The sequence below is a fragment of the Pseudomonas sp. ASL9 genome (assembly GCF_056680335.1).
Genome location: NZ_CM155277.1, coordinates 905,839 through 919,717, shown reverse-complemented (window position 1 = coordinate 919,717; position 13,879 = coordinate 905,839). Strand labels below are relative to the sequence as shown.

13 protein-coding genes are annotated in these 13,879 nt (G+C 59.0%); 6 read left to right on the top strand and 7 right to left on the bottom strand.

The annotated features are described in order from the left end of the window. Window positions 1–123: 123 nt before the first annotated feature. The gene (locus AC1ME2_RS04315; RefSeq protein WP_480439532.1) at window positions 124–1,029 is read right to left on the bottom strand and encodes a formate/nitrite transporter family protein; all 906 of its coding nucleotides are present in this window, start codon (window positions 1,027–1,029) and stop codon (window positions 124–126) included. A 141-nt stretch (window positions 1,030–1,170) separates the two neighbouring features. On the opposite strand from AC1ME2_RS04315, the gene AC1ME2_RS04310 reads away from it, so the two are divergent. Continuing rightward, entirely contained in the window at window positions 1,171–1,653 is a 483-nt protein-coding gene (locus AC1ME2_RS04310; RefSeq protein WP_480439531.1) for an N-acetyltransferase family protein, read from the top strand. A gap of 31 nt (window positions 1,654–1,684) precedes the next feature. On the opposite strand, the gene AC1ME2_RS04305 is transcribed toward AC1ME2_RS04310, so the two are convergent. The 4 genes from AC1ME2_RS04305 to AC1ME2_RS04290 form a co-directional block, all read right to left on the bottom strand. Beyond that, window positions 1,685–2,650, bottom strand: coding sequence for a D-2-hydroxyacid dehydrogenase family protein (locus tag AC1ME2_RS04305; protein ID WP_480439530.1), 966 nt, complete (start codon window positions 2,648–2,650; stop codon window positions 1,685–1,687). Between the two features lie 88 nt (window positions 2,651–2,738). Beyond that, complete coding sequence (locus tag AC1ME2_RS04300) at window positions 2,739–3,392, bottom strand: DUF1345 domain-containing protein (RefSeq protein WP_480439529.1); 654 nt, start codon at window positions 3,390–3,392, stop codon at window positions 2,739–2,741. Between the two features lie 140 nt (window positions 3,393–3,532). Next, window positions 3,533–4,885, bottom strand: a complete 1,353-nt coding sequence (gene gudD, locus AC1ME2_RS04295) for a glucarate dehydratase (RefSeq protein ID WP_480439528.1) — start codon at window positions 4,883–4,885, stop codon at window positions 3,533–3,535. A gap of 87 nt (window positions 4,886–4,972) precedes the next feature. Then, window positions 4,973–6,301: an MFS transporter gene (locus AC1ME2_RS04290; protein WP_480441998.1), complete on the bottom strand. Its 1,329-nt coding sequence runs from the start codon at window positions 6,299–6,301 to the stop codon at window positions 4,973–4,975. Between the two features lie 338 nt (window positions 6,302–6,639). Between AC1ME2_RS04290 and AC1ME2_RS04285 the strand changes: the two genes are divergently transcribed. From AC1ME2_RS04285 to AC1ME2_RS04275, 3 genes are all read left to right on the top strand, one after another. Beyond that, window positions 6,640–7,353, top strand: a complete 714-nt coding sequence (locus AC1ME2_RS04285; RefSeq protein ID WP_480439527.1) for a FadR/GntR family transcriptional regulator — start codon at window positions 6,640–6,642, stop codon at window positions 7,351–7,353. 146 nt (window positions 7,354–7,499) lie between these two features. Further along, window positions 7,500–8,603 carry a sugar diacid recognition domain-containing protein gene (locus AC1ME2_RS04280; RefSeq protein WP_480439525.1) on the top strand — a complete coding sequence of 368 codons (1,104 nt, stop codon included), beginning with the start codon at window positions 7,500–7,502 and terminating at the stop codon, window positions 8,601–8,603. Window positions 8,604–8,722: 119 nt separating this feature from the next. Continuing rightward, entirely contained in the window at window positions 8,723–9,877 is a 1,155-nt protein-coding gene (locus AC1ME2_RS04275; protein WP_480439523.1) for a glycerate kinase, read from the top strand. Window positions 9,878–10,125: 248 nt separating this feature from the next. Here the strand turns inward: AC1ME2_RS04275 and AC1ME2_RS04270 are convergent, their stop codons facing one another. Beyond that, window positions 10,126–10,593, bottom strand: a complete 468-nt coding sequence (locus AC1ME2_RS04270) for an AraC family transcriptional regulator (protein WP_480439521.1) — start codon at window positions 10,591–10,593, stop codon at window positions 10,126–10,128. A gap of 283 nt (window positions 10,594–10,876) precedes the next feature. Further along, window positions 10,877–12,406 carry an MFS transporter gene (locus tag AC1ME2_RS04265; protein ID WP_480439519.1) on the bottom strand — a complete coding sequence of 510 codons (1,530 nt, stop codon included), beginning with the start codon at window positions 12,404–12,406 and terminating at the stop codon, window positions 10,877–10,879. A 120-nt stretch (window positions 12,407–12,526) separates the two neighbouring features. Here AC1ME2_RS04265 and AC1ME2_RS04260 point away from each other — a divergent pair, with 120 nt between their 5' ends. Beyond that, window positions 12,527–13,417 carry a LysR family transcriptional regulator gene (locus tag AC1ME2_RS04260; protein WP_480439518.1) on the top strand — a complete coding sequence of 297 codons (891 nt, stop codon included), beginning with the start codon at window positions 12,527–12,529 and terminating at the stop codon, window positions 13,415–13,417. Window positions 13,418–13,453: 36 nt separating this feature from the next. Beyond that, window positions 13,454–13,849, top strand: coding sequence for a VOC family protein (locus AC1ME2_RS04255; RefSeq protein WP_480439517.1), 396 nt, complete (start codon window positions 13,454–13,456; stop codon window positions 13,847–13,849). The last annotated feature ends 30 nt before the right edge of the window (window positions 13,850–13,879 follow it).

Sequence of the window (13,879 nt, the reverse complement as noted above, 5' to 3'; positions counted from 1 at the left end):
AAATGATTCGTCACTTTTTAAAAAAAAATTTATGTTGGCGGGTGGGTTGTGCGTTTTTAAAAAAACGCGCGGCCCAGACACCCTCGCACAGCGGCCACTCGGCATTGCAAAACCAACAGGCAATCACTTATTCAACCGCTCAGGGGCAGCCCTTTGCTGTTTGTCAGGGGTGCTGTCACCGCTTTTTTTCTTGTCTGGCGGGATAATTTCGCTGCGGATTTGTGCATGGCTGATCAGGGCGAAAATAAAACTGCCGCCGATAATGTTGCCCGCCAGGGTCGGCCCGGCAAAGGTCAGCCAAAAGTCCTTCCATGGCAGTTGGCCGGCAAACACCAGGTACGAGACCTCGGCCGAGCCGACCACGATGTGGGTGAAATCGCCCAAGGCCATCAGGTAGGTGATGAGGGTGATGATCCAGATTTTTGCGCTCTCCATGGACGGGATCATCCAGACCATGGTGGCAATCATCCAGCCGGAAATGATGCCTTTGGAAAACATCTGGCTGGCGCTGTTTTCCATGACTTTGTGGCCAATATCGAGAAACGCCGCATCGGTTTTTGCATCGAAAATCGGCAAGTGCAGCATGACGTAGGCCACCAGCAGGGTGCCGGTCAGGTTACCCACCAGCACTACGCCCCACAAACGCAACAACCGACCGAAATTGCCCAGCGTTGGTTTGGTCATCACCGGGAGCACGGCGGTCAGGGTGTTTTCGGTGAACAACTGCTGACGCGCCAGAATCACCGCAAGAAACCCTGCCGAATACCCCAGACTGGCAATCACTTTGCTGGTATCGCCTTCGGGCAGTCGAGCGTCTAGCAGGCCCATGGCCATCAGCGATAAGCCCATGGTCAGACCGGCAGCGAGGGCCGACCACCAAAGGGCAGCGATGCTGCGCTCCAGCTCCTGATCCCCCTGGAGGCGAATGGTTTCGTGTAGCACGGCGGCACGCGGGGGTTGGCTTTTTTCGACGTCTTTTTCTTCTTCAGCGGACAGACCTGGGGTCTTGCCATTTTCTTTGCTGTTCATAAAAGTCCTCGGGTCAAGTTCAGCGCACACGTCACGCGGGTTTGCATCGAATGCTGCACGGTACTGAGGGTTAAGACACAATCCGTTGCTGAGCGTTCGTTGCAGCGAGCGCGGGCACCTCAACCCGTAAGGAGCATTACCGTGAGCATCCACATCCGCGAAGCCACCAGAGCCGATGCCGACGTCATTTTGGGGTTTATCACCGAACTGGCAATCTACGAAAAGGCCGAGCACGCTGTATTGGCCAGCGTGGCGGATATAGAGCGCAGCCTGTTCGACGAGCCATCGCCAGCACGGGCCCTGATCTGCCTGCTGAATGATGAGCCGATTGGTTTCGCCGTGTACTTCCTGAGCTATTCCACCTGGCAAGGGCGCAAGGGCTTGTACCTGGAAGACTTGTACATCTCGGCCAGTCATCGCGGGGGCGGGGCGGGCAAAAAAATGCTCCGGCATCTGGCGAAGCTGGCGTACGACAGCGGTTGCGGTCGTTTCGAATGGAGCGTGCTGGACTGGAACACGCCGGCCATCGATTTTTACAAAGCCATCGGCGCCGCCCCGCAGGATGAATGGGTGCGCTACCGACTGGACGGCGAAACCCTGAAGCGCTTTGCGTTGGGCGAGTAGGTGCTGCGCACGCTCGCCCATCCGGTCATGATCAGCCAAACACCCGAATCGGTTTGCCACCGTGCCAGGCCTGGATGTCTTCGATCATTTGACTGAAGAATGTCCGGTAGTTGTTCTCGGTGACATAACCGATGTGTGGGGTCGCCAGCACGTTGTCCATGTGCCGGAACGGATGGTCGGCGGGCAGGGGTTCAGGTTCGTACACATCCAGAGCCGCCCCGGCGATTCGGCGTTGTTGCAGCGCGTTGATCAATGCCGCTTCGTCGATGATAGGGCCGCGTGCAGTGTTGATCAGGTACGCGGAGGGCTTCATCCAACTCAGCGCCTGCGCATCGACCATGCCGCGACTGCGGTCGCTGAGTACCAGATGGACGGACAACACGTCCGCCTGTTCGAACAGTGCTTGCTTGCTGACGTACGTCACCCCCGTTTCCGCTGCGCGTTCGGCCGTGAGGTTTTCGCTCCAGGCGATCACCCGCATGCCAAAGGCCTGGCCGTAGCGTGCAATCCACTTACCTATGCTGCCCAGACCGAGAATCCCCAAGGTCTTGCCATACAGGTCACTGCCCAAACCGATTTGCCAGCCGCCGTCGCGCAAAGAATTGGCTTCGCCCACCAGGTTGCGGGTAATCCCCATGATCAGGGCCCAGGTCATTTCCGGGGCGGCGTTCTTGTAGCTGTCAGTGCCGCACACCTGAATGCCCAGCCGTGCAGCCGCCGGAAGGTCGATTGCGGCATTGCGCATGCCACCAGTGACCAACAATTTCAGGCGCGGCAACTGGCTCAATAAAGCTTCGTTGAAGAGGGTGCGCTCGCGCATGACACAAATCACATCAAACGCTCCCAGCCGCGCGACCATGCTGGCGGTATCTGTCGGGAATTCATGCAGGAAACTGACCTCGCCGATGGCGTCGAGAACGGTCCAATCCACCACGGCACTCGCCACTGATTGCCAGTCATCGAGTACTGCAATCCGTAAAAGGGAATATTTAGTCATTGTGGTTTTCCTCGCCAAAAACACAGTGAAATTATTCGTGGGGCCCAACAGTACCGCCAGAGGGGCCTCGAGCGAAACAGCGTCCCGCTCAACCAAACAGCCCCGCGGCGATGTTGATCGAGAACCCCAGGATAGCGGTGTTGAACACAAAGCCAATCAGTGACTGAGCCAGCACGGTTTTGCGCATGTCTCTGCTTGCGACCCCTACGTCGGCTGTTTGTACGGCGACGCTGATGGTGAAGGAGAAGTAAAGAAAGTCCCAATAGTTCGGGCTCTTCTCGCCATCGGCGAAGCGCAGAGGCGGTTTCCTGGTGGTGGCGGTGTAGAACAGGCGCGCGTAATGCAGGCTGAATATTACACCGGTGAGCAGCCAGGAACCGACAATGGTCAGGCCAGTAAAACCGTAATGCAGCAGCCTGATGTGGGCGCTCAGGTCTTTACTGCCAGCCAGTTCCAGTGTGATCGCTGCAAGGCTGGCAATCGCCGCCACGCATACCGTCGCCAACACCAGTCCGGCATTTTCGTCCTCGATCATAGCGAAGCGTTTGACGTCCTCGGCTTGTGCGCGAAACGTCAGCCAGATCATCAGGATCAGGTAGGTCCACACCCCAACGTTCCAGCCAATTAATATTTGGGTGGTGGGCGCGAGATCGGGAACAACGTAGCTGGAAAGAAAACCACCGACGCAACCGAGCAGTGCGGCGGCGGTCAGGCGAGGGTGGGTATGGACGAGATGGGGCATCGGAAGGCATCGCGGTCAGGGTCTGCGCGAACCTTAGCACGGCCTCTGTGCCAGAAGAAAAAACGGCGCAGAAGTGATTCTGCGCCGTACGCCACGTTGGCAATAGCCTTACTGCACGTGCAACTTATCGCCCCTGCAACTTACCGAACAAGGCACGGAAGCTTGTTATTGAACGACCAGCCCGGAATCAGAAATTGCATGGCCACGCTGTCATCCCTCGCGCCCAGCCCCATGCCCTGGTACAGCTCGTGAGCCTTGGCCACCTGGTCCATGTCCAGTTCAACGCCCAGCCCCGGTTTTTTCGGCACTTGCACGCAGCCGTTGACGATCTGCAATGGGGCTTTGGTCAGCCGTTGCCCGTCCTGCCAGATCCAGTGGGTGTCGATGGCGGTGATATCGCCCGGTGCCGCAGCCGCGACGTGGGTGAACATCGCCAGGGAGATGTCGAAGTGGTTGTTCGAATGCGAGCCCCAGGTCAGGCCCCATTCATGGCACATCTGCGCCACGCGGACAGAACCTTGCATGGTCCAGAAATGCGGGTCGGCCAACGGGATATCAACGGACTGCAACTGGATAGCATGGCCCATTTCACGCCAGTCGGTGGCAATCATGTTGGTGGCGGTCTTCATGCCTGTGGCGCGACGGAACTCAGCCATGACTTCCCTACCGGAAAAACCGTTTTCGGCACCGCAGGGGTCTTCAGCGTAAGCCAGGACATGGTGCTGATCACGGCACAGGCGGATCGCCTCTTTCAGTGACCAGGCGCCGTTGGGGTCCAGGGTGATGCGTGCGTCCGGGAAGCGTTCGGCGAGGGCCGTGACTGCTTCGATTTCCTCTTCGCCGCGCAACACGCCGCCCTTGAGTTTGAAGTCCTTGAAACCATATTTTGTGTGGGCCGCTTCAGCCAGTCGCACCACCGCTTCGGCAGTCATGGCTGGTTCATGGCGCACGCGAAACCAGTCGTTGTCGGCATCGGGTTCGCTGCGGTAGGCCAGGTCGGTCTTGGTGCGGTCGCCGACGTAGAACAGATAACCAAGCATCTTCACTTCGTCGCGCTGCTGGCCTTCACCGAGCAGGGCCGCGACGGGCACGTCCAAGTGCTGGCCGAGCAAGTCCAGCATGGCGGCTTCCAGGCCAGTGACGGCATGGATGGTGATGCGCAAGTCGAAGGTTTGCAGGCCTCGGCCGCCCGAATCACGCTCGGCGAATGCCTGGCGCACCTGATTGAGGATCTTCTGGTACGTGCCGATCGGGTTGCCGACGACCAACGAGCGGGCGTCTTCCAGGGTCTGGCGGATGCGTTCGCCGCCCGGCACTTCACCCACGCCCGTATGCCCGGCGTTGTCCTTGAGAATGACGATGTTGCGGGTAAAAAACGGCCCATGAGCGCCGCTCAGGTTCAGGAGCATTCCGTCGTGACCGGCCACGGGGACGATCTGCATGCTGGTGATAACGGGGGCTTTGCCCACAACTTCGGAGTTCAAGGTGGTCATGGTGTGGTCCTGTAAAAATAGGTATTCGGTCGTTTCGGGACGGCGCCGAGCATTGAGTCGATCAGTCTCGACGCGCTGCCATTAGCATCAGGGGTGGGTCGGCGCCGTTTTTCCTGCCATCGCGGCGGCGGATGCCCCCTTGGGTTTATTGCGCGCGGCGAAAACGATGATCGCGGCAATGATCGAGGTCCCGGCCAGGCCGTACAGACCGCCCTGAATTGAGCCTGTGTGTTCTTCAAGCCAGCCGAAGGTTGTCGGCGCGACGAACCCGCCGAGGTTGCCGACCGAGTTGATCAGTGCGATGACCCCGGCAGCGATCCGCGCATCCAGATAGGCCTGCGGAATGGGCCAGAACAACGACGATGCCGATTTGAAACCCAGTGCCGCAAAGCAGATCGCGACGAAAGCGAAGACCGGCCCGCCGGTGGTGGACATGAACATCCCGGCAGCGGCGATCAGCAGCGCTACGGCGACCCATGCCTGCTGGTGTTTCCATTTCGCTGAAAACGAGGCGAAGGCGTACATGCCGACAATCGACAGCAACCACGGAATGGAGTTGAACAGTCCCACCTGCATGTCACTGAGGTCGCCCATTTTCTTGATGATGCTGGGCAGCCAGAAGGTGGCGGCGTAGATGGTCAGTTGGATAAAGAAGTAGATCACACAGAAAAGGATGATCTGCCGATCCTTGAGCAGGGTGGTCAGCGACGGTTTGATCGGTGTGGCGGCTTCGCGCTCCAGTTGCTCGGCGTCGATGGCATTGACCAGTGCGTCTTGCTCATCGCGGTTCAGCCATTTTGCATCGTGGGGCTTGGCGTCCAGCCAGAACCAGACGAAGAAGCACAGGCAGACCGAGACCATGCCTTCAATGAAGTACATCCACTGCCAACCATGCAAACCCAAGCCACTGACGTGTAGCAGCGCACCCGACAGCGGGCCAGAGATCAGAGACGCAAGCGCCGAGCCGCTGAGGAAAATAGCAATGGCCTTGCCACGCTCGACCCCCGGCAGCCAGCGAGTGAAGTAGTAGATGACGCCAGGGAAGAAGCCAGCTTCAGCGACCCCCAGCAGAAAGCGCAATATGTAGAAGTGGGTTTCGTTCTGGATAAACGCCATCCCGGCAGCCACCAGGCCCCAGGTCAGCATGATGCGGGTCAGCCAGATTCGCGCGCCGACTTTTTGCAGCAGGATGTTGGAAGGGACTTCAAACAGCGCATAGCCAATGAAGAACAGACCGGCGCCCAGACCGTAGGCGGCAGCGCCGATGCCCAGGTCGTGTTCCATGTAGGTTCGAACGAAGCCGATGTTGACTCGGTCGATGTAGTTGACGATGAACATGATGACGAACAGCGGCAGCACACGACGCTTCACTTTCGACACGGCCGAAAGCAGCGCTGAGCTCGCGCCATCGTTCACCCTGGAATTGGATGCAGTCACAGTTGAATCTCCCACTCGTTATTTTTATGCGGGTTGAGTTGCACCAAGGCTATGCGCCTCGTTGACAGTCATCATACAAGTAATAATTTGCAGCACAAGGGGGTTTTTGGTCGTTATTGTCCGTTTACAGTGTCTTTTATCGAATTTTTGCTGAACGGTTTCATGTGGTTTGAGGTGTTACTTTTAAGTTGTCATACAAGATGGTGCGGAGAGGTATTCCGTGGATCGCTGCTTTGTGTTGCAGGTTATTGCCCCCATAAACAGGTGGTATGATCCGGCTATCGCAGGTTTTAACGTTTTATCTGGACATCTTTCGCATGCAAGACCTAACCCGTGCCGCCCCCAAACGACGTCCGCATAACCTGGCCACTGATCTGGTCACGCAATTGAGCCAGCGAATCTTGCTGGGCAAGATCAATCCCGGGGAAAAACTGCCGTCAGAAAACGAAATCGTGCGCGAGCACGGCGTCAGTCGCACCGTGGTTCGCGAAGCGATTTCCAAGTTGCAGGCGTCAGGGCTGGTTGAAACCCGTCATGGCATCGGCACCTTTGTGCTTGAGCATCAAGGTCAGACCGGTTTGCGCCTGAAGGTGGAAACCGCCGCCAGCGTGCGTGACATCATCGAACTGCGCATCGGCCTGGAAACTCAGGCCGTGGCGCTGGCTGCCCGGCGACGTACCGATGAGCAACTGGCGGCCATGCGTCAGGCGCTGGATGATTATCAGGACCTGCTGGCCAAGGACGACAGCTGCGTGGAGGCGGACAGGCGTTTTCATCTGTTGATCGCCGAAGCGACCGGTAATCCGTGCTTCATTGAAATCATGCAGCACCTGGGCAGCGCCATGATTCCGCGCAGCCGTATTGCGTCGAGCGAACGGGCCGGTAATAACCTCGCTCACCACGGTTACCTGGCCAACCTCGAACACGAAGCGCTACTGAGCGCGATCCGCCGCCAGGACCCAGACGCCGCCCGCGCCGCCATGTGGACCCATTTGACCAATAGTCGCGAACGCTTGGCGCCGATTGAGTAGGCAGGGTCAGATGTCGTGTAGCCCCATTCGCGAATAAACTCGCTCCACACAGCCTGCACAAGATTCGCGCAATACCCAAGCAAATTTATTCGCGAATGCGGCATATCAGGCAAACTCACTGCAACCCACTCTCCCCGGAGCCCACCATGTTTGCTCTTGATCACGACCTTGCGCAGGACATTGTTGACCGTGCCATGGCGATTCTGCCGTGCAACGTCAATGTGATGGACTATCTGGGCATCATCATCGGCAGTGGCGAGGCTGATCGGTTGTATACCCGGCATGAAGGCGCGCAGTTGGTGTTGGCTAACCGCCGGGTGGTGGAGATCGATTCGCAGACGGCCAAGCATCTGAATGGCGTGCGTCCGGGTGTCAATCTGCCGTTGATGCTCGACCAAAAACTGGTCGGCGTACTGGGCATCACGGGTGAGCCGGAGGAGGTGCGGGTCTATGGCGAGTTGGTGAAGATGACCGCCGAGATGCTGATGGAGCACCGTCGTCAGCAGGCGGATCAACAGTGGCGACATCAGCGCAGTGAGGATCTGTTGTCGCGGTTGTTGTTGGTTGATTGCCCTGACAGCCTGGTCGATGAAGCCGAACACTTGGGGCTGCAACCGCAATTACCACGTCAGGCGGTGTTGATCGAGCTACCCGCGTTAACGCCCGCGGCCAGTCAGGTTGCCGCCTGGTTGAACGCCCGATATGCCCACGGTTGGTGTGTGGCGCGGGAGCCGACTTTGTTGCTCTGGTGCCGTGCTTCAGGCAAGGAGCGTGATGATGCGTTGCTGCTGGAGCAGTTTGACGAACAGGGCTGGCCAGTGGTGCGGATGGTCACGGTTGAGCCATCGGCCGATCTTGTGACGTTGCGTCAGGCCTGTGCTGCGGGGCGTGATTTGCTCGACTACGCCCGCCATGTTCATCCGCAGCGGCGGCTGTTGCGTCTGGCGGTCTACCGTCTGGCGGTGCTGTTCTGGCGCTATCGCAGTGATTGGCTCGCCCAGAGCGTGGCCGACCCGATCACCCGGTTGCAAGAAAGTAACAGCGGGCAGTTGCTGGAAACCCTGCGCAGCTGGTTCGATTACAGTGGCGAAAGCCAGGTCTGTGCCGACGCGCTGGGTATTCACCGCAACAGCCTGCGCTATCGACTGGAAAAGGTCGCTGAACTCAGTGGCTGCGATCCTTACAAAACCGACGACTTGTTGCGCCTGTACTTGGGCGTGCAAATGACGCCGCGCGTCGCCATCGACTAAAACCGCCCGCGCCGTTTTGGTCCAATGACCAATAACCGCCGACGTTCGTTGTGCGAAGGTCAGGCGGCAAACGTCAGTCAAGGTGAGAACATTCCTCCATTACGGACAGGAAGACCCCCATGAAAATCGTTATCGCGCCCGACTCTTTCAAGGACAGCCTGACTGCTCAGGGTGTCGCCAATGCCATCGCCGAGGGCTTGGCTGAAGTCTGGCCCGACGCCGAATTGGTCCAACGCCCAATGGCCGATGGCGGCGAGGGCACTATCGAAGCCATTCTTGCCGCGTGTGATGGGCAGTGGATGAGCGCCAGCGTCAGTGGGCCATTGGGCGTTGCCGTCGAGGCGCAGTGGGGCTGGCTCGAGCAGACCCGGACAGCGATTATCGAAATGGCCATGGCCAGCGGCTTGCAGTTATTGACCCTTGAGCAACGGGACGCTTGCCTGAGCAGTACGCAAGGCACGGGTGAATTGATTCATGCGGCGCTGGATGCTGGCGCACAACGCATCATCCTGGCGATTGGCGGCAGTGCGACCAATGATGCCGGCAGCGGCATGCTTTCTGCGTTGGGTGCGCGTTTTTTCGATGGCAACGGTCAACCTTTGTCGCCGGGCGGTCTGGCCTTGGCGCAGGTGCAGCGGATCGAACTGGACGGTCTTGATGCACGTTTACGCGATGTGCGCTTCGAGGTCGCCGCCGATGTCGATAATCCCTTGTGCGGTGCTCATGGTGCTTCACATATTTTTGGTCCGCAGAAGGGCGCGTCACCACAGCAAATCCTGGAACTGGATGCTGCGCTGGGGCATTTCGCTGATCATTCGGCGCGGGTGCTGGGGCGAGACCTGCGTGACCACCCAGGCTGCGGTGCGGCGGGGGGCATGGGCTTCGCTGCCAAGGCGTACCTGAACGCGACCTTTCGCCCGGGAGTGGAAGTGGTGGCCGATCTGGTCGGTCTTGCCGAAGCGCTTGACGGTGCCGATTTGGTGATCACCGGCGAAGGCTGTTTTGATGCCCAGACGTTGCGTGGCAAAACCCCGTTCGGTGTTGCCCGCATTGCCCGGCACAAAGGTGTGCCGGTGATCGTGCTGGCCGGGACGTTGGGCGAGGGCTATGCCGACCTGTACGCGCATGGCATCAGTGCGGCGTTTGCGTTGACCAGTGGCCCAATGACGCTCGGTTATGCCTGTCGCCATGCGGCGAGTTTGCTGCGTGATCGAGCCCGTGATCTGGCGCGGGTTTGGCAGTTGGCGGCGTCGCGCTCCTCAAATAATATTTAAGTAATTGATTTTAAATAATTTTTTATGACGCAATAGATCAACTGTGGGAGCAGGCTTGCCTGCGAAGAGGCCCGTCGTGTAAAGAAGAGCGTCCTGACTTGCTGAATATTTGAGCCTGATCCAACGCTTTCGCAGCGGAATGCGTAGTTGCAAGCCTCCCACGGGAATTCAGAGTGAACCAAACACCCCGTTTGCTGCGCGACAGCGCGGCTGTCTCCTACAGGGATTCTGTGTAACGCCAACATGAACTACAGCGGCTTGACCGGAATGCACAGCTCACAGTCCATTACCCCGGTCAGTGGATCGTAGCGGGAGTCTTGCGCGTAGCGTTCGAAATAAGGGCCACCGTCCGCTCGTATGTCGAGGGTAGGCAGTTCACGGAAGAGTCGGTTCCAGGCCTCACCGATTTCCGCGCCGGTGCCGACGAATCTTGCACAGGCAAACTGACCGCCGGGCAGGGTGCGAACCAGGACTTGTGGGGTCGCGTCGAAAGTTTCAGGTACTTCGACACAGGCGTCATAGCGGCATTCAGCGGGCGGCGTGATGGCGGGATCGTCAAGGCCGATGCCATAGCGAACGCGTTGCAACAGGCCGTTCTGCTCCATCCAGACACCGAACACTTCACGCCAGAATACGCCGATAGCCGGGCCGTACGGAGCCGTAAGGCGCAGGTAGGCGATCCGTGCGGACGGTAATTGTTTGATCGTGATGTCCATGGTGATCTCCTTCATCTCGCTGGATGGCTGATGATAGATCAGGTCGCTTCAGTCGGCTGGCGGCATAAGCGACTCAGCGTGGGTAAGGCGTGATGTAACCACACCTGAGAATCTCATGCAGGCGTCGCCCATCGTTCATCCGGCGGAAAAACCCCGGTGACATCCACGGCGCGTGTCCATCGACATTGGGTGCACCGCTGATGCTCCACTATAGAAAGCGGATGGCTCTCGAAACAGGAGCAGTTGTCGGAAAAATACCGAGCGCAGAGCAAAAAAAGAGGGCTTATGCAGTGCTCAACTGAACCGCCGGTATCGGATTGCGCATCAGCGTGCCCACCAGCAGGGCGCCAAACAGCGCCATCAGCCCGGCCACCCAGAGGATCGTGCTGAAGCCTGAAACAAATGCCTGCTGCGCCAGCGGTTGGACGATCAGCCGCGCACTCTCCGTCAGCGGCTGCATCGCCGCGACCATGTCACCAGCCACCACGCGGGACACGATGTGATCGGTTTGCGCGAGCCAGCCGGGCGCATTGAGTTGCAGGCTATGGGTCAAGGCCTGTTGCGAGTGACTGGCCAATAACGCGCCGAATACCCCGATGGCGAGCATGATCGCGCTGAAGCGCATGGTGGTGCTCATGCCGGACGCCATGCCTGTGCGGTCACGCGGTACGCACGCCATGATGTTCTTCTGGGTATCGCCATTGAGCAATCCGGCGCCTGCCCCGGTGACAGCGATGGCGCAGGCAAAGCTCAGGTAGCCGCCCACCGACGCGGCCCAGGCGCTGAGCAGGTTGCCGCAACCGACCAGGGTCAGTCCGAGGGCCATCATGCTGGCGGGCGACAGCGTGCGAGACAGCCGCGCGCCGATCTTCGGGAAAGTCAGCATGGTCAGCGCGAACGGCAACATGCCCAGCCCGGAGGCGATGGCCGTAAATCCGAGGCCATTCTGCAAGTAGAACGGCAACAACGTCATCATCACTTGGGCGCAGCCTGCGTAAGCGAACATGCCCAGGAGAGCACCAATGAAACGCGGGTGCTTGAACAAGTGCAGATCGACCATAGGTCGGTGCAGCAGACGCTCAACCACCACAAACAGGACCATCAGCAGCACCCCGGCCAGCAAACGCAGGGTGGTCAATGTATTGTCCCAGCCAATGCGATTGGCCTCGATCAAGCCCCAGATAAGGCACAACAGGCTGCCGCTGAACGTCAGGCTGCCCCAAGGGTCGAGCCGCCCTGATTGTTCGTTGCGCGACTCGTCGATGTTGCGCCACACCATGGTCACCAGCAGCAAGCCCACGGGCAGGTTCAGGTAGAAGATCCAGCGCCAGCCCACGAATGAGGCAATCAGTCCACCCACGGTGGGCGCGGCGGTCATGGCGACACCCATGCACGCCCCCCAGAATGCCCAGGCCTTGGCCCGTTCGGTTTCGTCATGGAACGCATGGCCGATAGTCGCCAGCGCCGAGGTCAACAACAGCGCGGCCCCGACGCCTTTGATCGCTCGGGCAATGTCGAGAAATACAATATTCGGCGCGGCACCACAGCCCAGTGAGGCCAGAATGAACAGTACCAGGCCGCAGAGCAGGGTCTTTTTTCGGCCAAAACGATCAGCGATGCTGCCTGCGGGCAACAGCAGTGCGGCGAAGGCCAGCATGTAGGCGCTGACCACCCATTCGATGTCGGCGAAATTGGCGCTCAGGTCACGGGCGATGCTGGGCAAGGTCACGGCGACAATATTGGTGTCCAGAACGATAAGCGAGCAGACGCCCGAGGCGGTCAACAGAGCCATACGCGGGCTGGGCGTTTTCATGTCATACCTCGCGGATACAGGATTGCTTTAGGGGTAACGTTGCCAGCAAGCTTATCGCGCAGCCTTTGGCCCTTTGTTACCTGGGCTTTAGAATTTCATTACCTTTGAGCTAATGCAGCCATGGAAATACGTCACTTTCGTTACTTTCTGGCCGTTGCCAAGCACCGGAATTTCAGCCGTGCCGCTGCACAGCTGGGCATTGCTCCGCCGACGCTTACCCGACAGATTCAGGACATGGAAAACGCCTTGGGCACGCGCTTGTTCCTGCGCCTGCAACGCGAGGTCAGCCTGACGGATGCGGGCAGAGCCTTGCAGACAGAGGCAGAGCTGACCGTGCGTCAGTTCGAAGCCGCGCAGCTCAATGCGCAGCGGGCAGGGCGTGGAGAGACTGGCCACATTGAGTTGGGTTATGTCGCTTCGGCGGTGTTTTCCGGGGTGCTGCAAAAACAGGTCAGCAGTTTTCGCCTGCGTTACCCGGACGTCGGGTTTGCCATCAGCGAGAACCTGATGCCGGCGTTGCCGGGATTGATCGAGGAAGGGCGGCTGGATGTTGGTTACATCCGCTCACCCATGCATTTGCCCGAAGCCCTGAGCACCATCAGCCTGTTGGTAGAAGGCTTCGCGCTGGCGCTGCCAGACAGTTCATGGCTGTGTCGTCTGAAAGAAGTCAACGCAGTGCATCTACAGAATGAAACCTTCATCCTCCCCGAGCAGATCTCTGGCACCTTGCAGGTCGCCGCGCAAGGCGGTTATGCGCCAACGCTTGGGCCTCAACCGGGTGGATTGGTCTCAGTGGTGGCGCTGGTGTCCCTCGGGCAGGGCGTGGCGGTGGTGCCGGAGTCGGTGGTGGACCACATCAAGTTGCCCAATGTGGTGTACCGACGTATTCATGATTGCCAATCTTCATCATTCTTGTCGCTGGTCTATCGACGTTTTGAAAAGGCTCCGGCGGTGACGCGCTTCATCGAACACGTAAAGGATTTCAGCGAGAAGTCCGTGGCTAACCCCTGATCCCACACCGTCCAATCGCCTCAAGGAGCCCAGCCCATGATTGATCACCTTGACCATCTGGTCCTGACCGCCAGTGATGCCCACGCCACCCAGGATTTCTACATTCGCGTGCTGGGCATGCAACTGGAGACCTTCGGCGCCGGGCGCATGGCGTTCACGTTTGGTAATCAGAAAATCAACCTGCACATTCGCGGGCACGAATTCGAGCCCAAGGCGCATCTGCCAGTACCGGGCGCGCTGGACCTGTGCTTTATCGCCTCGATCCCGCTGGACCAGGTGATCGTGCGACTGGCCGAGGCCAATTGGCCGATTGTCGAAGGCCCGATCATGTGCACTGGCGCCACCGGCCCGATTCGCTCGGTCTATGTGCGCGATCCGGACCTGAACCTGATCGAAATAGCCGAGCAGGTTTGTGCAGGTTGCTCCACCTGAGCAAAATCATGGCCAGCCGTTGCTGTCATT